Here is a 23,123-nt window from a genome sequence, read left to right on the forward strand (position 1 = left end):
TTGTTTTTGTCAGTCGTGCTTGATGGCGATGGTCTTCAGTACCGTGAAACCGTACAGCGCCTCGAAGCCTTTTTCGCGACCATGGCCGCTGGCCTTGACGCCGCCGAACGGCAATTCCACACCGCCGCCTGCACCGTAATTGTTGATGAACACCTGGCCGCTGCGGAAGGCGCGCGCCATGCGCATCTGGCGTCCGCCATCGCGCGTCCAGACGCTGGCTACCAGGCCGAAATCGGTGCCGTTGGCAAGGCGGATGGCTTCGGCTTCATCCTCGAAGGCCATGGCCGAGAGCACCGGGCCGAATACTTCTTCCTGCGCCAGCCGATGCTGGAAGGGCACGTCGCGCAGCAGGGTCGGCGCCTGGTAATAGCCGCTGGCCGGGGCCCTGGGATCGATCACGCCTTGCGCCACGATGGCGATATTGTCCGAGCGTGCATCGCTCAGGAAACCGGCGACGCGTTCCTGCTGCGTCTTGCGGATCAGCGGGCCGCAATCCAGATCCATCTGCGAAGAACCGACGCGCAGTTTTGAAAAGGCTTCACCGGCGCGCTCCAGCACTTTTTCATAGGCGCTGCGCTGGACCAGCAGGCGGCTGCCAGCGGAACAGGTCTGGCCGGCGTTCTGAATGATGGCGTTGACGATCACCGGCAGCATGGCGTCGAAATCGGCATCGTCGAATACCACTTGCGGTGACTTGCCGCCCAGCTCCAGCGTCACCGGCGTGTGATGCTCGGCGGCGGCGCGCACCACCACTTTGCCGATATTGGGCGAGCCGGTGAAAGACACGTGATCAATGTCGGGATGCTTGACCAGAATGTCGCCGGCCTCATGGCCGTAGCCGGTGACGATGTTGATGGCGCCTTCCGGGAAGCCGACTTCGGCTGCCAGTTCCGCCACGCGCAGGATCGACAGGCAGGCGTCTTCCGCCGGTTTGACCACGCAGGTATTACCGGCCGCCAGTGCGCCGCCGACACAGCGGCCGAAGATCTGCATCGGATAATTCCACGGCACGATGTGCGCGGTCACGCCATGCGGCTCGCGCAGCGTGAGCACGGTATAGCCGCTTTGGTAGGGAATGGTTTCGCCATGCAGCTTGTCGGCGGCGCCGGCGTAGAACTCGAAATAGCGGGCGATGGCAGCGGCGTCGGCGCGCGCCTGCTTCATCGGCTTGCCGCAGTCGCGGCCTTCCAGCTGCGCCAGTTCTTCCTGATGTTCCAGCAGCTTGAGCGAGAGCTTCATCATCAGGCGGCCGCGTTCGGCTGCACTCAGCTTGCCCCATGCGCCTTCAAAGGATGCGCGCGCAGCCTTGACCGCCAGTTCGATGTCCTGCGCGTTGCCGCGTGCGATTTCATCGAAAGTCTTGCCGTCGGAGGGATCGACCACCGGGATGCTTTCGCCGGAGGCCGGCGCGGTCCAGCGGTTATTGATGAAGTGCTGTTTCATGAGCGGGAAATCCTTTCGTGAGTATCGATAAATCCGGGGCTGTGGCCGGAATGTGCAGAGGAGGGATGTTTGAAGTCGCCTATGCTGCCGGACTTCAATGGATTCGGAACCAGACCTGATGCTGCTTGAAACAGGTCGGTCAGACCCTGTTTCGGCGTTGTGTGAGCGGTGCGCCGGGCGACGCTCAGCCGTCCGGCTTCCGATTTCGCCAGCAAGGACTGGCGCAGATCGACGATGACCGAACGGGGCTCGGCTTTGCCGAACAGGCGGGTCAGGGTAGAGAAGAACTTGAAGCGTTTCATGTGCGTCCCGTTTCTGCGATGGACGGCAGAAGGCGCAAGACCGCCAAGGGCGGATCGCTGTGGTCTCCTGTCGTTGTTATGTGTCGGCGTCCGGCTTGCGGAAGGCAAGCCCGGACGCGACGCTTTTTTTCAATCTAAGGGAGGCATTAAAAGATGTCAATAAAATTTACTAATTCATCTGAAGTTGTTTGCGAGTTGTCTTTCTGGAGCTGGCCGTAGTGCGCACAATTCCGTTACCATGCGGCTAGTGCAGGCGCAGCGTCGGAAAGTTGCCCGGCATGTCGCGTATTGCAATGCAGCGAATTTCGATGGAAAGCGGCCTTCAGAAAGCTGAAAATCGCGCCGGCAACCGAGCAGATATTCACATCAAAAAATTCAGACAGCGCCTGCGCATCAGTTGCGGCAGGACGCCATCCACACCAGCAGCGGAGACCTTGCATGCGCAAATCGACCCAGCCTCAGGCGACAAAAAATGCAACTCCGGCGTCGCTTGATCATGGTGCCGACCTCACGAGCAAGGCGCTTGACGCCGCCGGCGGCGCCAAAGTGTTCAGCTTGAAATCCGCACCCGGCTCGTCTGAAATTCTCGCGCTGACCGCTGCCGGCCTCGGTCCGGTGCGGCCTGAGCGCTTTGCCGAACGTGTCTATGAAAACCTGTTTCACGCCATCGTTGAAGGCCGCATCGCAGTCGGCAGCAAGCTGCCGTCCGAGAATGATCTGGCGACCTTGTTCGACGTCTCACGGCCAGTGGTGCGGCAGGCGCTGGATCGCTTGCGCGAGGATCAGCTGGTCGATTCGATCCGTGGTTCCGGTACCTATGTGAAGGAAAAGCCGGGGCTTGCCGCAACGCCGCAAGATGCCGATCCGGCGGGGCGCATCGGCCACATCATGAATGGTCTGGAGCTGCGTCTGGTCATCGAGCCGGAGTGCGCCTACATGGCCGCCTTGCGCCGGAACAACAAGGATCTGGAACACATGGACAAGCTGCTGAGCGGCTTCGAAGAAGTCAATGCGGTGGGCGGCATCGGCCACCATCTGGATTACGGCTTCCATGAGGCGATTGCGATGGCGACCGCCAATCTGCGTTTCGTGCAGGTACTCAAGACACTGGAATACGACGTCAGCCACGCCGTCAACATGCTGCGCCATCTGGTGCATATCGAACCCTGGAAGCGCAGCCAGGACGCCATGGACGAGCACCGCCAGATTTTCAACCTGATCAGGGCGCAGGACGCCGAAGGCGCGCGGCGCGCCATGCGCGGGCATATTGAAAATGCCCGCACGCGCATGTTCAATAGCCGGCCCGGCTTGTGAAGCTCACACCGGCCTTTCACGCAGGCGACACAACAATGCCAAGCGCAGGCGCCTCAGCCTGTCAAAACAATTAACAAGTCTGGAATCCTTTATTCATGGAATTGCGTCAGCTGCGATATTTCGTCGCCATCGTCGATCACGGTTCTCTGTCGCGCGCGGCGCGCGTGCTGCATATCGCGCAGCCGGCGCTGACCCAGCAGATTCATCAGCTGGAAGAAGAGATGGATGCGCAACTGCTGCATCGCTCGGCCCAGGGCGTGATTGCCACCGATGCAGGCAAGACCTTTTACGAACATGCGCAGGCGATTCTGAAACAAGTGCAGGACGCCAAATCGGCGGTGGCGCAGTCAACCGACAAGCCGTCGGGCACGGTGGCGCTGGGCATTCCGCAAAGCGTGTCGAATGCGCTGGCCTTGCCGCTGCTGACGGCGGTGCGCTCGACCTATCCTGAAATCACTCTGCAATTGACGGAGGAGCTGACCGGTAATCTGATCACCCAGCTCAAGTCGGGCCGCATCAATCTGGCGGTGCTGTTCGACGACGGCCAGCTATCGCCGTTCGCCAGCACGCCGATGATAGAGGAAGAGATGATGTACATCACCTGCGCCAAGTCGCGCTTCGGCGTGAGCGGGCGCAAGCCGGTGTCGCTGGCCAAGGCGATCGAGGCGCCGCTGATTCTGCCCGGGCTGCAACACGGCGTGCGGCCCCGCATCGAGAACATCGTGCGGGCGCAGGGCATGACGCTGGAAAATGTGATCGAGATCAATTCGGTGGCGATTCTGAAGTCGGCCATCCTGGCCGATATCGGCGCGACCATTTTGCCGGTGGCGCCGCTGCTGTCCGATATCGAACGCGGCGACATGGTGGCGCATGCCATCGGAGGTGAACGCATCACCCGTACACTGGCCTTGTGCGCGTCCAAGAACATTCCGCTGACGATTGCCGCCGCAGCGGTCGAGAAGCTGGTGCTGGATGTGACCGACGACCTTTGCCGCAAGGGGCGCTGGCAGCATACGCAATTGCTGAAGCGGGAATGAATTCGGCAGTGTCTGGCCGCAGCCAGTCGTTGTGACAAACCAAAAACGGCATGCAGAGCGATCTGCATGCCGTTTTCAGTTACTGCTTGCTATTGCGTGCCGATGCTTGCAACTGGCAGGGCATTCAATGCACGCCCTGAAGGCGGCGACATCAATGCCGCCTTGGTTCTGCTGCGGTCAGCGCAGGATATCCAGCACTTGCAGCACGGTGAACGTCACCGGGTCATACACCACGGTGTAGCCGCCGTAGTAACCCATCTGGTAGCCGCTAGGTGGCGGCGGCAGACCGCGGCGCACGCTTTGCGGCACCGGCTTGATGCGGCCGCGATAGTCCGGCGGCAGCGGTTGACCCGGGCGGAAATCGGGGCGATGGCCGCGATCGACGCGCTTGATGTCCTTGCTGTAATGCTGGCGCAGCTTCTGACGGTCGCTGTCGCGGAAATCATAATGACGGTCGCCGCCTGGGCCACCCGGCCCGCCGGGACCACCTTGCGCGCCCGGACCTTCACGACGCTGTTCGGCTTGCGGTCCGCCATGTTGCGGGCCATGGTCGCGATCACCCGGTTGCTGTGCGTGGGCCAGTTGAGCCATGCCCAGCGAAGCGGCGGTGGCGAGCGCCAGGGAGGAAAGCTTGATTGCTGTTTTAAATGTTGTTGTCATAAGCCTCTTTCTTGTAAGTCGAGTAAGGAAGACCGCTTTGGCAGCCGCTTAGTTGCCGGATCCCTCCCATATTTGCACTTGTAAAGAAAGTGTCAGCATTTGCCGGAGGATGGTTTTGGCGTCGTGCCTGAAGCCGGGAGTGTCTTTGTGCGTTGCCGGCGAGCAGATCGAATTGCAAAAGTTGTCATACCAATCGGTTAAACTATCGCTTCTTTTTTTGCTCGCAAGTGCGTAGGTTTGTTCGGATGGATGCAATCACAGCCGGTGTCGCACTGGCAATAGTTCAGCTTTGCAGCAGCGTCATCATGGCGGGGGTGTTCTTCACCACGCCGGCTGAAAAATATACACGCTATTGGGCTTTGTCCGGGGTGCTGGTCGGTTTCGGACTGGTGCTGGTGGTGCTCAACGCCTACTCGCCGCCCAGCCTTTCACGCAATCTTGCCTGGCTGCTCGGCTATTCCTCTCTGTATGCCGGAAGCGTGGCCGTCTGGTGCGGCCTGCGCGCGTTCTACATGCGGCGCGTCAGTTTCTGGGCGTTGTTCCTGGTTCTGTTCTACTCAGCATTATTCGCTTATCTCCTGTTCAGCGGCGCCAGTTTTACCAAGCGCTCATACGTCACAGTACCCAGCCTGGAGCTGATGTTCCTGCTGTATCTGGTGGAAATGATGCGTGGGGTATCGGGGCCGCAGGCCAAACCTTATGCGAGTCGCACCTTTGGCATGCTGATGGCCTGCTTTGCCGGCTTTATCCTGTTTGCTTCTTACGCGCTGCGTATCGTCCTGATAACGATCAATCCGGTGCAGTTCGAACCGGCCACGATCACTTCTTTCGGCGTCTGGCTGATTTATCTGATTCCGCTGGGCGGCAGCCTGTTGCTCACGGCGGGCTTGCTGCTGCTGTATTTCGAACGTCTGGTGGCCGACAAGCACCGGCTGGCCACCGAAGATGTGCTGACCGGCACGCTCAACCGGCGCGAGCTGGTCAACGTCGGCGAGCGCGCGCTGCAGGCGGCCATCGATCAGCACCATACCTTGACGCTGGCCTTCATCGATGTGGACCATTTCAAGAAGATCAACGACAGCTTCGGCCATCTGGTCGGCGACCGGGTGCTGGCCACGGTGGCGGCCACACTGCGTCAGAATTGCCGCGAGCAGGATGTGCTGGGCCGATATGGCGGCGAGGAGTTCTGCATCGTGTTTCCCGGGCTGGATCAGCAGGAAGCCAGTCGCATCGGCGAGCGGCTGGTCGATGCGGTGCGCGCCCAGGTTTTCGATCATGCTCAGGCGGTGACCATCAGCGTTGGTCTGGTGGTATTGCAGCCGAACGAGGTGCAGAGCTGGGATTCGCTGATTCATCTGGCCGATATGGCCTTGTATCGCGCCAAGGCGGAAGGCCGCGATTCTTATTGCCTGTCGCCCGCGCGCGCGGTGCGGGCGGTTTAAGTCGGCTCCTCCATCAACTTCAAAAGAAATCCCGGCTGCGCGGTTGCAGCTCTCCCAGCAGATCGGTGCGGTCGACCAGCCGTCCCGCCACCAGATGGCGTACCTTGCTCACGTTTTGCCAGATGCCGTAGACGCCCAGCAGGCGGGCGTTCAATACTTCGTTGCGTTGCCGCTCCAGCAAGGCCGGCTTGATGATGACGTTGGCCGAGCCGGTTTCATCTTCTATCGTCATGAAAATCACGCCCTTGGCGGTGCCGGGGCGCTGGCGCACGGTGACGATGCCGCAGCAACTGGCGAATTGCTTGTCCAGCAGCGTATTCATCTGCTCCACGGTCAAAAAGCGCATCTTTTGCAGGCGCGGCCGCAACAGGGCCAGCGGATGGCGGTTCAGCGTCAGATTCATGGCGCGATAGTCGCTCAGGATTTCCGCGCCTTCCGATGGCGGCTTGAAGTCCACCGCATCGTCGGTACGCGGCGCCGGACGCAGCAAATCCTTGTCGGGTACGGCGCCGACCGCATGCCACAAGGCCTGATGCCGGTTGCCGGCCAGCGCCAGCAGGGCATTGCCGGCCGCCAGCGCTTCCAGCGCGTGGCGGTCCAGCTGAGCGCGCTGCGCCATCTCGGCCACATCGCTGAAATGATGCTCGGCGCGCGCCGTTTCGATTCGCAGCGCCTGCTCCGCGCTCATGCCGCGCAGCAGGCTCATGCCCAGCCGCACCGCCGGACGCGCCTTGTCGTCGCTGGCTTCCGGGGTATGCGGTAGCGTTTCCAGCGTGGATTCCCAGTTGCTGTACATGACATCCACCGGCAGCACCTTGACGGCATGCCGGCGCGCATCCTGGATCAGTTGCGAGGGTGAATAGAAACCCATGGGCTGGCTGTTGAGCAGGCCGCACAGGAAGGCTTCGGGCTCATGGCATTTGAGCCAGCTGCTGAAATAGGTGAGCAGGGCGAAGCTGGCGGCATGGCTTTCAGGGAAGCCGTATTCGCCGAAACCTTGGATCTGCTTGCATATTTTGTTGGCGAATTCCGCTGAATAACCGTTGTTCGTCATGCCTTGGACGATACGTTTTTCATGTTCGCCCAGACCGCCTTTGCGTTTCCACGCCGCCATTGAACGGCGTAGATTGTCTGCTTCTCCGGGCGTGTAGTCGGCTGCGACTATCGCCACCTGCATCACTTGTTCCTGGAAGATCGGCACGCCCAGCGTGCGCTCCAGCGCTTTTTTGATTCTGCCGCTGGACTTGCCGTCGTCGGGGTAGTCAATCCCAACGCCATTGCGCTGCATCTCACGCCTTTCCAGATACGGATGCACCATGCCGCCCTGTATCGGCCCCGGCCGCACGATGGCCACCTGAATCACCAGATCGTAAAGTTCGCGTGGCTGCATGCGCGGCAGCATGCTCATCTGCGCGCGGCTTTCGATCTGGAACACGCCTATGGTGTCGGCCTCACAGATCATCTCGAAGGTCTTCTTGTCGTCGCGCGGAATGTCCTGCATCGCCATCACTGCCGGCAAGCCGCGTCGCAGACTGACCAGTTCGAAGGTGCGGCGCAGCGCGGTCAGCATGCCCAGCGCGAGCACATCGACCTTGAGCAGATTGAGCGACTCCAGATCGTCCTTGTCCCATTCAATCACCGAGCGCTCTTCCATCGCCGCGTTCTGGATCGGCACCAGGCGCGACAATTGCCCCCGGGCGATGACGAAGCCGCCGGTGTGCTGCGACAGATGGCGCGGAAACGTCACCAGTTCGCCGGTCAGATGCGCCCATAGACGGACTTCGGTCAGTTCGGTATCCAGCCCGGATTCGACGAAGCGCGCCAGCAATTCCTCGCGGCTGTCGAACCAGTGCTGCGACTTGGCGACGGTGTCCACAATCGCCGGATCCACCCCCAGTGCCTTGCCGACTTCGCGCAGCGCGCCGCGCGGCCGGTAGCTGTGTACCGCTGCCGCCAGCGCGGCCCGGCGCCGGCCGTATTTGCGATAGATGTGCTGGATCACTTCTTCGCGCCGCTGATGTTCGAAATCGACATCGATATCCGGTGGTTCATTACGTTCGCGGCTGATGAAGCGGGCAAACAGCAACTGGCTGTGCACGGGATCGACTTCAGTGATGTGCAGGCAATAGCAGACCGCCGAGTTGGCGGCCGAGCCGCGCCCCTGGCACAAAATCCCCTTGGATCGGGCAAAACGCACCAGATCGTAGACCGTCAGAAAATAGGCTTCGTATTGCTTGTGGGCGATCAGTTCCAGTTCAGCTTCGATTTGCTGCAGCACCTCACCGGGCACACCGTTGCGGTAACGTTTTTGCGCGCCGGCCAGGGCTTCCTGGCGCAGATAGCCGGCCGGCGTCATGCCCAGCGGCACCAGTTCATCCGGATATTCATAATGCAGCGTGCCGAGGTCGAAACTGCAGCCGGCGGCAATTCTGAGCGATTCGGCGAGTACTGGCGACGGCGCGGGAAACAGCTGCGCCAGCGTCATCCGTTTGCGCAGATAGCGTTCTGCATTGGGCGCCAGTTCGTAGCCGCACTCATGCACCGGCTTGCCCAGCCGGATTGCGGTCAGCACGTCCTGCAGATGCTTGCGCGTGCGCACATGCATCTGGACGTCGCCTACCGCCGTGAGCGGCAAACCATGACGCACAGCGGCTTCTTCGAGCAAACCGCGATGCAGCTCGTCGAAGGGGCGCTTGAGGCGGGTCAGCCCGAGCCAGCCGCGTGCGCCGAACAGTGCCTTGAACCAGCGCAGCTGCGCATCCAGCATGGCGGCATCGGCCGGGTAGTCCGGCACCAGAATCAACTGGCAATCGGGCAAGCCGCGCAGATGCGACAAGGAAGGCGGCGGATCGCTGAAATCTTCCGGCCGCAGCAGGTAGCTGCCCTTGGGCGCCTGCGTGCGGCCACGCGTGATCAGTTCCGACAGATTGCCGTAACCTTCACGGTTTTTTGCCAGCGCGACCAGGGTCATGGCGGCCAGAGGGTGAGCGGCTGTTTCTTCCCGCTGATCCGGTGTGATGTCAGGCGTGCCGCAGCTCAGGCGAAAGCAACTGCCGATGATCAGCGCAAAATCAGGCGGCGGCCGTTCGTCTTTGATGGCCTGGTCTTTGATCTGCTTGAGTTCGGCATAGGCGCGCACCACGCCGGCCAGCGTGCATTCATCGGTGATCGCCAGCGCCTTGTAGCCGAGAACGATGGCTTGCCGGACCAGTTCTTTTGCGTGCGAAGCGCCTTGCAGGAAGCTGAAATTGGTGCGGCAATACAGCTCGGCATAGTCGGGCAGGGCATACGGCGAGCCTGGCGCCATGCCGTCGGCGCCGGCGCCAAAGAACGGCAAGGACGATTGCCATGGAGAGTCGGATGATCGCTGCATGCTGAGTCCCGGATGCCTTAAGCGAACAAGCCGTGCAGGAACCAGTGCGGCTCAGTGTGCGCATGTTCCTGATGCGCGTCGCGCCGCCATTCCTTGAAGATCCAGTAATGCACATGGCGCTCGTCGCAGGCCACGTAATAGTCGCGCGTGGTTTGCTGCTCCTGCCACCAGCCGGCTTCGATGCGTTCGGCCGTCGAGACCATGTGCAGGGGCGTGCCGTAAAAAGGTTTGTGCTGGCGCAGACGCAGAGGGATAGGTTGTTCCAGCAGCCACAGCGGACGCGGCGGCAAGGCCGACGGCGCCGAAGGCAGCGCGGCGGCGCGGGTGCTGCTGAGATCCGTCACGCTTTGCCAGCGATTGCTCACTTCCGGCCGATGATCGGCCAGCGGCGCTGCCTGCAAGACATGCTCCGGACCCAGCCGTGCAGTCAGCAATTCGATCAGGCGATGATGATCTTCCGGCGTGCCGCCCGGTTCCGGGAACAAGGCGTCGCTGGCGAGCTGCATGCTTTCCACCCGCCCGGCGCTCAGACTCATGGCGATGGCCGGCTTCTGCAACTCGGTGCGGGCCAGGCGTTCTTTCAGCAATTGCGTCAGATGGGTGTCCTGCCAGATGGCGTCGGCCAGCGTCAGCGTGATCACGGTCGGCGCGACGGCCTGTCGTCCGCGTTCATGCTCCATCTGAAGCACGATCTGCTTCACCGCGAGCTGGCGTGCGCTCAGCCAGCCGCACATCTGTTCCAGCAGTTTCCGGGCATAGGCCAGCAGGATCTCGGCCTGCTCGATGCGATCCGGCAACTCCTGCCGGGCATGAAAGGAGGGCGGCGCGCTGATCCATTGATGCAATTCGGGCGCCGCACCGTAGGCCTGATCCAGCATCTGCAGCAAGGGTTTGCCGCAGCGGCGTTGCAGGCCGGCGCGCGGCAAACGGCGCAGATGGCCCAATTGACGGCAGCCGATGCCGTGCAGCCATTCAAGATAGGGCGTGGCGGCGCTCAGCAGGCCCAGCGGCAATTGATTCAGGCGTGCTTGTAGACGCGGCAGGCGCAGCACCCGCCGCACTTGCAGTACGCCGGAACGCGCCAGCAGCCAGGCGCCGGCGGCGGTCGGCGCACAACCCAGCGAGATGGTGAAACCCAGCCGCGCCACGCTGGCCTGCACCCGCCGGCACAGCGCGCGGATGCCGCCGAACAGCCGCAGGCTGGCGCCGATATCCAGCAGCACACAGGCATCTTCGGCCAGTGTCGCCTGCGGCGTGTATTGCAGCAGCGCCAGCGCGGTTTCTTCCAGCGCTGCGCTTTCACGCAAGACATCGCGTTCATGCTGCAGCGCCTGCGGCGACAGCAACTGTACGCCGCCGCGCCGCATGTCTTCGCTCACACCGTCGGCGCGTGCCAGAGCCGAGGCGGCGCTGACGCGGTCGCGCTCGAAGACCACCATGGCCGTGTCATTCAACCAATTCGGTCGGAACACTTCCAGCGGCAGAAACGGCAGGTGTACGGCGATCCACAGGGACATGGCGATGCAAGAGATTGGGTGAGGGTGACAGGGGAATGAACAGCGGCGTATCGCGTTGCGGTCCGCGCCGTTTCAGGAAACGTACTTCAATGCCATCGGCGGCCGGCCTTAGCGCCAGCCGCAGCGGCGCCGGCGAGGCATCGCGCTCGCAGGTGAGCGGCCGCAGCATGAAAAACAAGGTGCTGCCGCTTTGCGCTGCCAGATGCAGTCGGCGCAAAGCGTCACTGCGGATTTGCGTCTGCCACAGCAGCAGTGCGCGGCAACTGTCGGCGCGCAAGACCTGTTCGGCCGCCCACCAGGCATCGCTGGCCTTGTCGGCGTGCAATTGCAGCAGCCGTGAGGGCGCGATGCCTAGCCTGGCCCAGCCCGGCGCATTGATCCTGTGCGGCGCCTGTAGTAGCGCAATGCGGCCTGGGTTTGGGCGGGCGCCGGGCCTGCTTGCGCCGGCGCAGGGCAAGCCGCCCAAGGCCGGCCGCAGCAGCCGCAATTCACCGATGCCGGCTTGCGGCAGCAGCAGTTCGATCAGCATGCCGGGCGGCCAGCCGCGTTCCGGCAGTTCGGCCGAGAGCGCATCGAAGCCGGTTTCCACTCCTTGTGCACGGCCGCGCGCCAGCTGCGAGGCCATCCACAAGGCGGGATGAATCTCTTCAGGTGCGGGCAGCGTTGAGCTTGGCGAGGATAAAGACATGGCTGGATACGACGCCGGCCAGGCTGACCAAGAGGTCAAAGCAGGAGCCGGCATGAAAAACACGATAACTGTATAAATATACAGTATTTATGCGAGGGCGGAAATATCGCTACAGCAAACATGCAGCGCCTGTCTTAAGCGCTGCCCTGGCGGCTGCTTGCAGGCGTTCATAGCGCATGCGAGCGGATACAAAAAGGCCGCCCTGCAGAGGGCGGCCGTCGCGGAAGTCAGGAGTGCTCCCGGTCGTCAATATGCATCGCTTGCCGTATCGGATAGCCGCTATCAGGCGGCATTCAGCGAATACGTCAGGCCGATATCAGAAGCGTGGTTGCCACGGAACTCAACCTGGCGCCGCTGATTCCGGCAATTTATTTCTGGTTCTTTTGCTGCGAACCTTGCTGATTCTGCTGAGCGTTCCCGGCATTGCCTGCATTACCGGCGCGATTGCCTGATGAATTGTCGCTGGAACCGTGTTGCTGGCCGGAGGAGTCGCTTTGTTGCTGCTGCTTGTCGCGATTCGCATTATTGCCTTGTTGGCCATGTTGCTGATTGCTGCCGGGTTGTGCGGATTGTTGCTGCTGGGAGGATTGCTGATCCTGCTGTTTGTTTTGCTGGTTCTGCTGATCTTGCTGTGGTTGAGCGGGATTGCGATTGCCAGGTTGATTTTGGTTCGACATATCTATCTCCAGTCATGTATTTGCTCTCAATGCCCATGCATCGAAGCAGCCTTGAGAGTAGTCCTATCGTTGCTTCTTCTGCATCGGTGCCTGCCTCTTCACTGCGTAGGGCTTGTCCGTCGGCGGTGTAGGCGGCAATTGATGAGCTTGGCCCCGGGCTTGCATCCCTCACAAGCTCATCTTCAGCGAATCCCGCATGTCCTACGGCGAAGGCCTACATGGATAGACGGGCTACGCCTATACATCTAGTGCGCCACGCTTTCTACACTGCATCACATGGATGAGTGATTGCTGCCTCGGATTGCACAGGCACCGGTCGATCGCCGTCGATCCGTTTTGATCAACGATCGCCGGAGCGTTCGCTCATCCTCCCCGTTCATGGTTGCCGTCAAGCTGAAGTGGCAGGGCATGCCGGGTTCGCAAGACCCCTTCAACACTTAAAGGAGCGGAAATATGGCAAATCAACAAAATCCGAATGGCAGCAGCAATCGCGGTTTCGCAGCGATGGATCCGGAAAGACAGCGTCAGATTGCCAGTGCAGGCGGCAAGGCAGCGCATCTGAAGGGTTCTGCGCACGAGTTCAGTTCGGCCGAAGCACGCGAAGCGGGACGCAAGGGAGGCCTCAACAGCCATGGCAAGAACAACACCAACAACGCCAACAGCACCAGCAGTACCAACACCGGCAGCACCCCGCGTTAAGTCTTTGTGGTGAAGGCCGGCTGCATCAGTGATTAATCAATGCCGGTGAGTAAATAGAAAGACAAGAAAGTAGAAAGACAAGAAAGGCGCGAAGGCGCCTTTTTTCTTGCTGTGCAATGGATGATTCAAGTCATTGAATCTAATGTCATTGCGGAAGATGCGGATGCCGGGTCAGATCATCGATCAGCGGTACGATGGCCAGCAGGAACAGCGTCGCCGCCAGCGGGATGGTGGCTGTAAAACCGATGTGCTTGAAGCCCAGCGCACCGATCAGCCCGCCGATGAAAAACATCAGCAGCAGCGAGGTCAGCAGCGTGAATTTCTTGCGGTTCAGCGCCGGTGGCGTGTCGGCTCCGCCGGGGTGATCGGCCGGCTTGCTCTGCGCCATGCGCCAGTAGCACAGCCGTCCCAGCTCGATGCCGATATCGGTCACGATGCCGGTGACGTGGGTGGTGCGGATCTCGGCCTTTGAAATTTTGGTGATCATGGCGTTCTGCAAGCCCATCACATAACACAGCAGCACCACCGTGGTCGGCACGAACAGCAGCCGATGATTTTCCAGATTGCTGCCGAGGATGCCGAAGCCCAGCAGCAGCCCCGCCTCCAGCAGCAGCGGCATGGCGTATTCGCTATGCAGCCGGTGACTTCGCCCCCAGTTGATCAGCAGCGAAGAGGTCATCGCTCCCGTCAGAAAAGCCAGCAGCGAAGCAAAACCGGCGAACACCAGCAGCAAGTCGCCCAGCGCCAGGTTATCCGCCAGCGCGGAAACAATGCCCGACATGTGCGAGGTATATTGCCCGACCGCCAGAAAGCCGCCGGCATTGATGCCGCCCGCGACAAAGGCCAGCGAACGCCCCAGCCTGCGGTTGGCGGAATCGGTGCGCGCCGGGCTGGTCAACCCGCGCAGGTAATTGATTGGCATGGCGCCATCCTGCTTCAAAAAATTAAATGGAGATCGACTTTGGATGCCAGGGCCGGATTGCGAAAGGGATTTGCATGAACCTCGCCATACCCCTCAAAGCAGGCAGAGCAAATTCCAGGCCCGGCCAGGTTTTCCGGCCCGGCCTCCGCTTCAGTACATCCTACGCGCGATTCCGGCGCTTTCTTATGTCGCTCGCGGCCGGGAAATCCTAACCTGACAGCAGGATACTCTCTTCAGCATCGGGCTATCGCGATGACGCCCTCGAAGCGGCAGGGAGCGCGCAGGAGAGACAAGCAATTTTCATGGATTCTGATTTTTACAGGAGGTCTCATGAGTACCCCTATCGATTTGCCCGGTGGCGAACAACTGGAAGAAGTACGCGGCCCCGGCATGCAAGCCGGCGTTGAGCTGGTGCAGGGCGGCGGCTTTCGCGGCGTGGTTCTGATCGGCGTGCAGAGCGAAGCAGTTACCCTGGCCGGTACGCCGCCGCCGGACACAGCGCTGCCGCGCGAACCGGGCGCGCCGCCGGTAACCCATCTATGCGACAGAATCCGGCAGGATCGTGAAACCGCGATTGACGATGCCTTGCTCTACATTGATGAGCATCGGGGCAGCCTGGTGTAGCCAGTCTGTCAAGACAGCAGAGAGCCGGCATATGCCGGCTTTTTTATCGCCGCAGGGAAGCGCAGTGAGAGCCATCACAAATGCGCCGCACAAAAAAATGCCGCCTGACATGCAGGCGGCAAAGGGGAGGGTGAAACTAATGAGATCGGGGGAATCTCATTTTGCTGACTCTTACTGATTTTGCGGGTATTGCCATGAAAGCAAATCGGGGGAATTCACCATTCATCTCATGAGCAGGTGCACTTGCGGGGGACAAGTACGGGGGGATCCCACTCACCGCCGTTCTTCACATCACTGGAAGACCGTGAAGCGATCATAATTTTTTTACTGTAGGAAAGAGATCGGACGATGCCGCATCTTCGTGTCAGAAAGCACTGACGCGCAGCAGCATGAAAATTTCCTTTGTGCAATATGTCGCCGGTTGCGCTTAGCTGCGTCCAGGCTTGATGTCGGCATCCGCATCGGCTTCCGAGGCCCACTTGTCCACGCTCAGCGAGCCGGGAACATCTTCATGGCGGTGTTCTTTCACGCCGCCCGAGGCCATGGACAGGATGTTATTGCTGGTCGCGCGGGCGGGTGCGGCCGGCAACGATATTTCGCCGAGCGCATCGCTCATGCCCGCATGCTGCGTCTTGGCAGCGATATCGCCCAGACTGACCACGCCGATCAGATGCCTGGCGCGATCCATCACCGGCAAACGGCGGATCTGCCTTTGCACCATGTCGTCCAGTACATCGTCGACCGGCTCATCTTCATAGCACCAGAGCACCTCGCGGCTCATGATGTCGCGCAGCCGCGTAGTGGTGGAGGCCCGATTGCGGGCGACGCCGCGCAGCACGATGTCGCGATCGGTCACCAGACCGACCAGTTCTTCACCGTCGCAGATCGGCAGCACGCCGACATTCAGCTCATCCATGGCCTGCGCCGCCAGAATCACCGAATCATCCGGCCCCAAAGTGCGCACACCGCGAGTCATGACGTCGGAGATGGTGCGTGTCTTGTGCATATGCATGGCTTGATCCTTTGCTTGAGTCAAAAAAATGAGGATGCGTGGCACCTGGTGCCGGATGAATGAATCCATCCCGGCGCACGCCTTTGTTTTCAATCTAGACCCTGGAAGACGATGCTGCAACGCCTTGACACAGGAGCAATGAAGGGCTGGAAAACGCTTGCCGCCACCGGCGATTTGCCTGCAGACCGCCGGTGGCGTGCGCTGCAGCAAATACAGAGGTAAGCGTCTCGGCCCGATAGGCGGCTCAGCGTCGCGAGCTCCTACAGGCAAAAAAGGATTAGACCGACTGCTGCACGGAGGAGGCAAAGGCAAGATCGGCGCATGCTACAGCGCTCTCGTATTCAGAGCGCGGCAAAAAGCGCAGCAGACTAGCAGCACGCAATAAATGCCGAAGCAATGCGCAAGCGGAGTACGTTGAGGAGTAAAGGCAGCGCATGGAAAAAATGACCGATCTGATCGGCTGGGCCAGCACCATCATTCTGTTGCTGACCGTGTCATCGCAGGTGCTGCAGCAGTGGCGCTCCAAGAGCAGTGCCGGTGTATCCCACTGGCTGTTCACCGGCCAGCTTGCCGCATCGACCGGTTTCGTCGTCTACAGCGCTGCGCAGGGCGACTGGGTGTTCGTGGTGTCCAACGTGCTGATGCTGCTGACGGCGCTGACCGGACAGTATCTCTACCTGCACAACCGCCATCGGGGAGAGGACGGCAAAGAAGCCGCTTCGCCAGCCGGTGCTCACAACATTGCCAAGAAAGACGGCAGGCCGCGAGCTTGAGCGGTTTCTTTTTCCACAGACGCCTGGAAATGAAATTGAGGGCGTGCAGTTTCAGGCGCGCTTCATCGGGTCGCCTATCAGGCCGCTTCAAGCTCTCATCACAATAAAACGCCGCATTCAAAACGAACCATGTCCAGAACCATCAAGCAAACGCTGCAGCGAGTTTCGGCGCCCGAGCCCAGGCAGGGCGAAAAAGTCCAGCCTTCGCGTCTGATCATCTACGCCGCGCTGGCCGGCAACCTGATGGTGGCGCTGACCAAGCTGTGGGCGGCGATCTGGACCGGCAGCTCGGCCATGCTCAGCGAATGCATTCATTCGACAGTGGACATGGGCAATGAATTGCTGCTCTTGTACGGCCTGCGCCGCGCCGACCTCCGGCCGGATCGGGATCATCCCTTCGGTTACGGGCGCGAGCTGTATTTCTGGAGTTTCGTGGTGGCGGTGCTGATCTTTACCCTGGGCGCCGGCATGTCGATCTATGAAGGCGTCAATCACATCCTGCATCCCGAGCCGATCGAGAATGTCGGCGTCAACTACCTGGTACTGCTGGCCTCGGCCCTGTTCGAAGGCGCATCCTGGATGTTGACGATGCGCAAGTTCAAGGGACGCAAATCCTATGCGCAATTGCCGGAGGAGGTCAGGCGCAGCAAGGATCCGCCGACCTTCATCGTGCTGCTGGAAGATACCGCTGCGATGCTCGGTCTCGCCGTGGCTTTCGTCGGCATCTGGCTGTCGCAGCATTTCAACGAGCCGCGTCTGGACGGCGCCGCCTCGGTCGTAATCGGCGGCATCCTGGCCGTGACGGCCTGGGTGCTGGCGCGCGAAACCAAGGCCTTGCTGATCGGCGAGCGCGCGCATCAGCATATTTCGGATTCCATCCTGCGCCAGGCGGCCGGGGTGAAGGGTATTGCCGGCGCGCATGGCGTGCTGACCGTGCAGTTGGCGCCGAATCAGATTCTGGCGGCGCTCAGCGTGGAATTCGAAGATGCGCTGCAAACACCGCAGATCGAGGCGCTGGTGATTGAAATGGAGCAGCGCATCCGGCGTGTGCATCCCGAGGTGGTGGTGCTGTTCATCAAACCGCAGACGCCGCACAGATTCAGGCAAGCCATGCATGAGCGCTATGACCCTCAGGACCATCAGGAAGATAGCGTGCCCGATTTTACCGCCACGCCCGGGCAGGCGCCGCCATAGCTTCAGCATTTCCGCCCCTCAGCGCGGTGTCCAGTCGTCTTGTTCAGTTGCCTGTTCAGTAATTCTTACAAGCGTCGTAGAGACTGTCCGATGTGCATATCCGGCGCGGCTCACTAGAGTGAACACATAGATGAGCCGCCAGGGCTTAATTGCTGCATGCATGGAATTCGGTGAATTCAGCCAGCATCGGAGACCCGGGCTCAAACCTCAGCCGGCCATGCGTCGCATGCCGGCTTCATTTGCAGCAGACTGCACCAGACAAGGAGCACCAGATGACTTTAATTTTTCGCCCACAATCCCGCCTCTCTACCCCCGCTCATTCAGGCAAACTGCGCCGCGTGATTGGTTTTGCCGCGCTGAGCGTGGCCGGTGTCGCGCTTGCGCTCAACGTGGCGCATGCGGCCGACGCGGTCGCCGGCAAAGACAAGAGCTTCATGGTGAAAGCGGCCGAAGCCGGTAATGCCGAAGTCAATGCCAGCAAGATCGCGCTGGAAAAGAGCGCAAATCCCGCCGTGAAGAAATTCGCCCAGACCATGATCGATGAGCACACCAAGGTCGGCGATGAATTGAAACAACTGGCTTCCAGCAAGGACGTCAGCCTGCCTGCCGAACCCAGCGTGGGGCAGCGCGCCAAGATTGCCGTACTCGAAAAGCTTTCCGGCGCGACCTTCGACAAGCGCTATGCCAGCATGATCGGCGTTTCGGCGCATGAAGATGCAGTCAAGCTGTTCCAGAAAAACTCGACTTCGGCAGCCGATCCTGACGTCAAGAATTTCGCTGCCAAGACGCTGCCGGGTTTGCAGGCGCATCTGAAGATGGCAAATGAACTGAAGAGCGAAGTCGCCACCGCAAAATAAGCGCGCAAGGGCGGCAAAAAGACAGCAGATGCGCAGCGCTGAAGTCTTGGTTCAGTTCCGCACAGAGTTTTCCAATCTCGCCACACTCCTCACCGGGATTTGTGGCGCTTTTGCTGATAAGCGTCTGAGCGTCTATTCTTCAGGCACGCCAGCGCGGCAGGCGCATCGTGGCGCAGGTGGAGAATCGGCAATCCGACCTTTGCCTGCTGCTCGGACAGCGTCCGGTTCAGTCCGGATGCGGCCCTGTCGTTCACCAGCCCTGCACAAACGAGTTGGTGCAGGGTGGGGATTCAAGGTGTTGAACATCCGGTTTGTCCGTCCGTCATCCAGCATGAGGAGGTAAACGATGAAACGCCACACTCGCCTGATCGACCTGTCGATTGACTCATCCGGTTCTGCAGATCAGGCCGTCATCGATCTGCAGCCGCGCGTGACCAAGCTGGAAAAACATAAATACGCTGCCTACGTGGACACTCATATCGGCCCCTTATGGTCGATGCTGCTGGATAGTCCGGCACGGCCGGTGCGCATCTGCAAGAATCGCAAAGCGGCCATGAAAGCGGCGCTCAAGCTGCTGGCCGGCGTGCGTAAGCAGCAAAAGCAGCCCAGGGTTTGAGGGCAGATCTACGCCGTATCTACGATCTGTTTTCCCATAAAAAAAGAGGATGGAGAAATCCATCCTCCATCCTCTTCAGTCCTTCCGGGCTCAGACTTCAGCACAGGCAATCAGCCGTCGCTTTGCTCTGAGGTTCCTTGATGCACGGCAAATGCCTCGTCTTCATGCTCAGGCGGCGCTGCCGGCGCAGTGCCCTTTGCGGAAAGTTGTTTGCCTGGCGGCACGGCGGGCAGGCTTTGCTGTCCCGCCTGATCGCCGGTCGCAGCGGATTTTTGTTGGGCTGCGCGTCCCTGGCGGCGTTGCTGCTCTTCCAGCGCCAAGATGAATTCATTGCTGAAGGCCGGAATGTCGGCCGGCTTGCGTGAAGACACGAAATTTTCATCGCGCACCACTTCCTGATCCACCCATTTGCTGCCGGCGTTCTGGAAGTCATCCTGCAGGCTGGGCCAGCTGGTGACGATACGATCCTTGGCTATGCCCGCTGAAATCAGCAGCCAGCCGCCATGGCAGATCGAGGCAATGGGTTTTTCTGCATCGTTGGCCGCGCGTACAAAGGTGCGGGCTTCCGGCAACAGTCGCAGCGCATCGCCGTTGACCACGCCGCCCGGGAGCAATACCGCCGCGTAATCGTCGACATCGGCCGCCTCGATACGCATGTCGACCTTGACCGACTTGCCCTTGTCCACATGCTTGAAGCCCTGCACGCTGTCCTTTTTGTCGGACAGGATATGCACGATCGCGCCAGCGGCTTCCAGCGCCTTCTTGGGTTCCAGCAATTCCGCCTGCTCGAAGCCGTCGGTCACCAGGACCGCGATCTTCATATCGTGAAGTCGATTTGACGACTCACTAGCCGAGGCGCCCGCGCTGCTTTTCGCCGATGATTTTGCTGCCGTTTTTACTGCATTCGTTGCTGCCATGATAGGGCCTCCAAACGAAATGCCGACTGCGGCCGACGTGCTGCTTGCACATCGGTCCGGCCGGTCGTTAAGTGAAATGTGATGCGCGAAAGCTGATGCGCGTGAATCTTGCCCGGACTCGGACTCTTACCCGCCGCCTGTGCAGCGATTGATGCGAATGGATGTCCTAACGTGCTTTGCCTATTACTTGCTGCCGGATTTGGTTCCGGCGTGCGCACGATGGCTGTTCTGGTGATCGTGCTTGGCGTCCGCCATCTCCGGCGCTTTCTTGATGCGCGTGATGTTGGATGAGGCCACCGGATCGCTGTTCGGAAACGACATTTCATTGGCCTCGTCGAGCGCCACTTCGGACGGCGTGTCGTACTTGACCGGCTTCTTGTCGGCCGACTTTTCCTGCGGCTTGGTATGGGATGCGCTCATGATGCCTCCTGTTGCTGGTGGGTGCTGATGGAGCTACTGAAAGAGCCTGCGGCGTTGACGGTCAGCGCATGCCGACCTCGTGCAAACTTGAACCCAGCTTAAGACTGACCGCAGCTGAGGGCTATAAGAGAGCGCCGGGTATGCGTGTCAGACAGGCGGCGACGCGCGCTCAGGATGAATGCTTGCGGACATGCTTGCGCTGCGACAAGTTCGCTGCGCCGCCAGGCCTCAAGGCCAGGGCATGGGCGTCACATCGCGAAATTCGCCGTCGCCATCGCCGCTGCCGGCCTGGCCGGGCGGCGGCCCCGGCCGCTTGCTCTCGGCGCCGTCCTGAGGATGCAGCCTGGCGCCGAGCAGGAGCTTGAGTTCGCGCTCGGTGGCATAAAACGCCGCATCGTCGAGCGGCTGCGTGGCGACCGGCCAGTTCTGCATGGCCCATAGTCTGAACTCCTGATAGCGCCGCATCACTTCCGTGGCGTATTCGTCGCGGCTCAGTCGACGTCCGGATTGATCTGATGACGCTTGTGGTGCGCTGCTGATGGTGCTTGGCATGGTGCTGCTCTCCGGTATGAATCTGTGAATGCTGAGGTGCTGCTGAGGTGTTGCGCTCCTGCGGTGGTACTGCTTCCATACTGCCGTTGTACTGATGCCATGCTGCCCGACGTTTAGCCGCCGCTCATGGCGATCATGCTTTCGCGCACCTTGGCCAGGCCGAAGCGCCAGATCTGATCCAGTTTCACATGCGGCATGCTGGGCAATTCGGAGGGATCGATGAAGACATTCAGCAGCGCCGGGCCGGGGGCCGCAAACAGCTGCGACAGGCCGGCGTCGAGCTCCTCATGCGTACGCGCGGTATAGCCTTGCGCGCCGCAGGCAATCGCCAATGCAGCGAAATCGGGGTTGGGGAATTCCGAACCTTCAAAGGCGGGCAGGCCGGCTTCTTCCATTTCCAGATGCACCAGGCCCCATTCACGATTGTTGAACACCACCACTTTGAGTGCCAGCTTGTGCTCGACGCTGGTCATGAATTCACCCATCAGCATGTTGAAGCCGCCGTCGCCGACCGCGACCACCACCTGACGCTTGCGATCCAGCGCCTGAATGCCGTTGGCCTGGCCCAGCGAGGTGCCGACGGCTGCGTTGTTGAACGAAGCGAGGAGGCGCTGCTGCCCGGTCTGGCGTATCCAGTTGCCGCACCACAGCGTCACCACGCCGGTATCGATGACGATCACGGCATCGTCGGCCGCCATTTCTCCGATACGCCGCGCCACGCGCTGTGGTTTGATTTTCTTCTGATTCTGGCGGCGTTCCACCACCGCATGCTTGTCCAGCATGGCATTCCAGCGTTCGCGATCGGCGCTGACCTTTTGCAGAAAGGCGCTCTCGGTCTTTCCGCCGACCTTGGGCAGCAATTGCAGCAAGGCCGGCCGCACCGAGCCGGTAATGCCAAGTTGCACCGGGGTACGGCGGCCCAGCACGAAACCGCGCTCATCGATCTGGATCACCTTGGTGCGGTTTTCGCTCGGCAGAAATTCGGAATAGGGATAATCGGTGCCCAGCATCAGCACCAGCTCCGCGGCTTGCAGTGCATCGGTGCCGGGCGCGCCGCCGATCAGACCGACCCCGCCTATCCATTGCGGGTGATCGTAGGGCAGCATGTCTTTGGCGCGGAAGGTGTGCATCACCGGCGCCTGCAGTTTTTCGGCCAGCGCAATCACTTCGGCGATGGCGCCGCGACAGCCGTTGCCGGCGAAGATCGCCACCGTCTTTGCCGCATCGATCATGGCGGCGGCAGCGTCGATATCTTCCGCCGGCGGCGTCAGTTCGCGATTGGGACGCAGGGTGTTGATGCTGCTCATCGCCGCGCCTATCCTGGCGCCGATCACGTCCGCCGGAATGTTCAGATGCGCCACGCCGCGCTGGCCGTAAGCCTGCGCGATAGCCTGATGAAAGACGTTGCCGGCCTGTTCCGGGCTGACGATGGTCTGAGTGTAGACGGCGACATCGCGAAACAGCATGTCGGGCGTGTTCTCCTGCAGATAGTCAATGCCGCGGCGGCTGGCCGGCACTCCGCCTGAAATCGCCAGCACCGGCGCGTGATCCTTGCGCGCTTCATACAGGCCGGCCACCAGATGATTGGCGCCGGGGCCGGTGGTGCCGCAGCAGACCGCCAGTTGTCCGGTCAGTTTGGCTTGCCCGGCTGCCGCCAGGGCGGCGCCTTCTTCATGCCGCACGCCGACCCACTCAATGCGTTTGTCGCGGCGGATGGCTTCAGTGAAAGGATTGAGCGCATCGCCGACGACGCCGAAAATCTGGCGAACGCCGATCTGCGCCAGTGTATCGACCAGCAATTCTGCGACGGTAGTGGACATGAAATTCTCCTTGGCACAAAAGATTGGATAGCAATGCTATCGACTGAGCTTATGCCCAGCTTGGTGACGGCAGTATCGGGCAAAGGGGAAAAGGGCTGTAGGACAAGTGCAGGACAGCGGCAGGATAGCGGCAGGATAGCGGCAGGATAGCGGCACGACGCCCGCAGAGAGGCACCGCCCGCGATGTCGGCACGGCAAAGTCCTACAGACAGATCATCCGCACGCTTACTGAGCGGTGGCCGGGCATTGCCGATAATCAAAGCG

23 protein-coding genes are annotated in these 23,123 nt (G+C 60.8%); 10 read left to right on the forward strand and 13 right to left on the reverse strand.

Annotated elements, in window-relative coordinates:
- Positions 1–9 precede the first annotated feature (9 nt).
- Both PQR62_RS13280 and PQR62_RS13285 read right to left on the reverse strand, forming a co-directional pair.
- Positions 10–1,443, reverse strand: a complete 1,434-nt coding sequence (locus tag PQR62_RS13280; RefSeq protein ID WP_408158418.1) for an aldehyde dehydrogenase family protein — start codon at positions 1,441–1,443, stop codon at positions 10–12.
- Entirely contained in the window at positions 1,440–1,745 is a 306-nt protein-coding gene (locus PQR62_RS13285; protein ID WP_408158419.1) for a hypothetical protein, read from the reverse strand. Before PQR62_RS13285 ends, PQR62_RS13280 begins: the two co-directional genes overlap by 4 nt.
- A 278-nt stretch (positions 1,746–2,023) precedes the next feature.
- On the opposite strand from PQR62_RS13285, the gene PQR62_RS13290 reads away from it, so the two are divergent.
- The 3 genes from PQR62_RS13290 (at position 2,024) to PQR62_RS13300 (ending at position 4,096) form a co-directional block, all read left to right on the forward strand.
- On the forward strand, positions 2,024–2,239 hold the full coding sequence (locus PQR62_RS13290; RefSeq protein ID WP_408158420.1) for a hypothetical protein: 216 nt from the start codon (positions 2,024–2,026) through the stop codon (positions 2,237–2,239).
- A gap of 52 nt (positions 2,240–2,291) precedes the next feature.
- Positions 2,292–3,059 carry a FadR/GntR family transcriptional regulator gene (locus PQR62_RS13295; RefSeq protein ID WP_408158554.1) on the forward strand — a complete coding sequence of 256 codons (768 nt, stop codon included), beginning with the start codon at positions 2,292–2,294 and terminating at the stop codon, positions 3,057–3,059.
- 95 nt (positions 3,060–3,154) lie between these two features.
- On the forward strand, positions 3,155–4,096 hold the full coding sequence (locus PQR62_RS13300) for a LysR substrate-binding domain-containing protein (RefSeq protein ID WP_408158421.1): 942 nt from the start codon (positions 3,155–3,157) through the stop codon (positions 4,094–4,096).
- A 177-nt stretch (positions 4,097–4,273) separates the two neighbouring features.
- Here PQR62_RS13300 and PQR62_RS13305 read toward each other — a convergent pair whose 3' ends face one another.
- A complete protein-coding gene (locus tag PQR62_RS13305; protein WP_408158422.1) occupies positions 4,274–4,756 on the reverse strand; it encodes a hypothetical protein in 483 nt (160 codons plus the stop codon).
- A 245-nt stretch (positions 4,757–5,001) separates the two neighbouring features.
- On the opposite strand from PQR62_RS13305, the gene PQR62_RS13310 reads away from it, so the two are divergent.
- The gene (locus PQR62_RS13310) at positions 5,002–6,198 is read left to right on the forward strand and encodes a GGDEF domain-containing protein (protein WP_408158423.1); all 1,197 of its coding nucleotides are present in this window, start codon (positions 5,002–5,004) and stop codon (positions 6,196–6,198) included.
- A 19-nt stretch (positions 6,199–6,217) separates the two neighbouring features.
- Here the strand turns inward: PQR62_RS13310 and PQR62_RS13315 are convergent, their stop codons facing one another.
- The 4 genes from PQR62_RS13315 to PQR62_RS13330 form a co-directional block, all read right to left on the reverse strand.
- Positions 6,218–9,505: an error-prone DNA polymerase gene (locus PQR62_RS13315; RefSeq protein ID WP_408158555.1), complete on the reverse strand. Its 3,288-nt coding sequence runs from the start codon at positions 9,503–9,505 to the stop codon at positions 6,218–6,220.
- Between the two features lie 83 nt (positions 9,506–9,588).
- A complete protein-coding gene (locus tag PQR62_RS13320) occupies positions 9,589–11,088 on the reverse strand; it encodes a Y-family DNA polymerase (RefSeq protein WP_408158424.1) in 1,500 nt (499 codons plus the stop codon).
- Complete coding sequence (gene imuA / locus PQR62_RS13325; protein WP_408158425.1) at positions 11,018–11,776, reverse strand: translesion DNA synthesis-associated protein ImuA; 759 nt, start codon at positions 11,774–11,776, stop codon at positions 11,018–11,020. Before imuA ends, PQR62_RS13320 begins: the two co-directional genes overlap by 71 nt.
- Before the next feature lie 368 nt (positions 11,777–12,144).
- Positions 12,145–12,453, reverse strand: a complete 309-nt coding sequence (locus tag PQR62_RS13330) for a hypothetical protein (RefSeq protein WP_408158426.1) — start codon at positions 12,451–12,453, stop codon at positions 12,145–12,147.
- A gap of 453 nt (positions 12,454–12,906) precedes the next feature.
- Between PQR62_RS13330 and PQR62_RS13335 the strand changes: the two genes are divergently transcribed.
- Positions 12,907–13,152, forward strand: a complete 246-nt coding sequence (locus tag PQR62_RS13335) for a KGG domain-containing protein (RefSeq protein WP_408158427.1) — start codon at positions 12,907–12,909, stop codon at positions 13,150–13,152.
- A gap of 145 nt (positions 13,153–13,297) precedes the next feature.
- Here PQR62_RS13335 and PQR62_RS13340 read toward each other — a convergent pair whose 3' ends face one another.
- Positions 13,298–14,074, reverse strand: a complete 777-nt coding sequence (locus tag PQR62_RS13340; protein ID WP_408158428.1) for a YoaK family protein — start codon at positions 14,072–14,074, stop codon at positions 13,298–13,300.
- Positions 14,075–14,404: 330 nt separating this feature from the next.
- Between PQR62_RS13340 and PQR62_RS13345 the strand changes: the two genes are divergently transcribed.
- The gene (locus PQR62_RS13345; protein ID WP_408158429.1) at positions 14,405–14,698 is read left to right on the forward strand and encodes a hypothetical protein; all 294 of its coding nucleotides are present in this window, start codon (positions 14,405–14,407) and stop codon (positions 14,696–14,698) included.
- Positions 14,699–15,125: 427 nt separating this feature from the next.
- Here the strand turns inward: PQR62_RS13345 and PQR62_RS13350 are convergent, their stop codons facing one another.
- Positions 15,126–15,704, reverse strand: a complete 579-nt coding sequence (locus PQR62_RS13350) for a CBS domain-containing protein (protein WP_408158556.1) — start codon at positions 15,702–15,704, stop codon at positions 15,126–15,128.
- A gap of 440 nt (positions 15,705–16,144) precedes the next feature.
- Here PQR62_RS13350 and PQR62_RS13355 point away from each other — a divergent pair, with 440 nt between their 5' ends.
- The 4 genes from PQR62_RS13355 (at position 16,145) to PQR62_RS13370 (ending at position 19,150) form a co-directional block, all read left to right on the forward strand.
- Entirely contained in the window at positions 16,145–16,483 is a 339-nt protein-coding gene (locus tag PQR62_RS13355; RefSeq protein WP_408158430.1) for a hypothetical protein, read from the forward strand.
- A gap of 129 nt (positions 16,484–16,612) precedes the next feature.
- A complete protein-coding gene (locus PQR62_RS13360; RefSeq protein ID WP_408158431.1) occupies positions 16,613–17,677 on the forward strand; it encodes a cation diffusion facilitator family transporter in 1,065 nt (354 codons plus the stop codon).
- A 272-nt stretch (positions 17,678–17,949) separates the two neighbouring features.
- Positions 17,950–18,534 carry a DUF4142 domain-containing protein gene (locus PQR62_RS13365; RefSeq protein WP_408158432.1) on the forward strand — a complete coding sequence of 195 codons (585 nt, stop codon included), beginning with the start codon at positions 17,950–17,952 and terminating at the stop codon, positions 18,532–18,534.
- Positions 18,535–18,880: 346 nt separating this feature from the next.
- Complete coding sequence (locus tag PQR62_RS13370) at positions 18,881–19,150, forward strand: hypothetical protein (RefSeq protein WP_408158433.1); 270 nt, start codon at positions 18,881–18,883, stop codon at positions 19,148–19,150.
- A 110-nt stretch (positions 19,151–19,260) separates the two neighbouring features.
- Here the strand turns inward: PQR62_RS13370 and PQR62_RS13375 are convergent, their stop codons facing one another.
- From PQR62_RS13375 to PQR62_RS13390, 4 genes are all read right to left on the reverse strand, one after another.
- Entirely contained in the window at positions 19,261–19,971 is a 711-nt protein-coding gene (locus PQR62_RS13375) for a type 1 glutamine amidotransferase domain-containing protein (RefSeq protein ID WP_408158434.1), read from the reverse strand.
- Positions 19,972–20,250: 279 nt separating this feature from the next.
- Complete coding sequence (locus PQR62_RS13380; protein ID WP_408158435.1) at positions 20,251–20,487, reverse strand: hypothetical protein; 237 nt, start codon at positions 20,485–20,487, stop codon at positions 20,251–20,253.
- A 228-nt stretch (positions 20,488–20,715) separates the two neighbouring features.
- Complete coding sequence (locus PQR62_RS13385; protein WP_408158436.1) at positions 20,716–21,039, reverse strand: hypothetical protein; 324 nt, start codon at positions 21,037–21,039, stop codon at positions 20,716–20,718.
- A gap of 113 nt (positions 21,040–21,152) precedes the next feature.
- Positions 21,153–22,859 (reverse strand): thiamine pyrophosphate-binding protein, encoded by a 1,707-nt coding sequence (locus PQR62_RS13390; protein ID WP_408158437.1) that lies wholly within the window; start codon positions 22,857–22,859, stop codon positions 21,153–21,155.
- Positions 22,860–23,123: the final 264 nt, after the last annotated feature.

The sequence above is a fragment of the Herbaspirillum lusitanum genome, assembly GCF_046025995.1.
GTDB lineage: Bacteria > Pseudomonadota > Gammaproteobacteria > Burkholderiales > Burkholderiaceae_D > Herbaspirillum > Herbaspirillum lusitanum_A.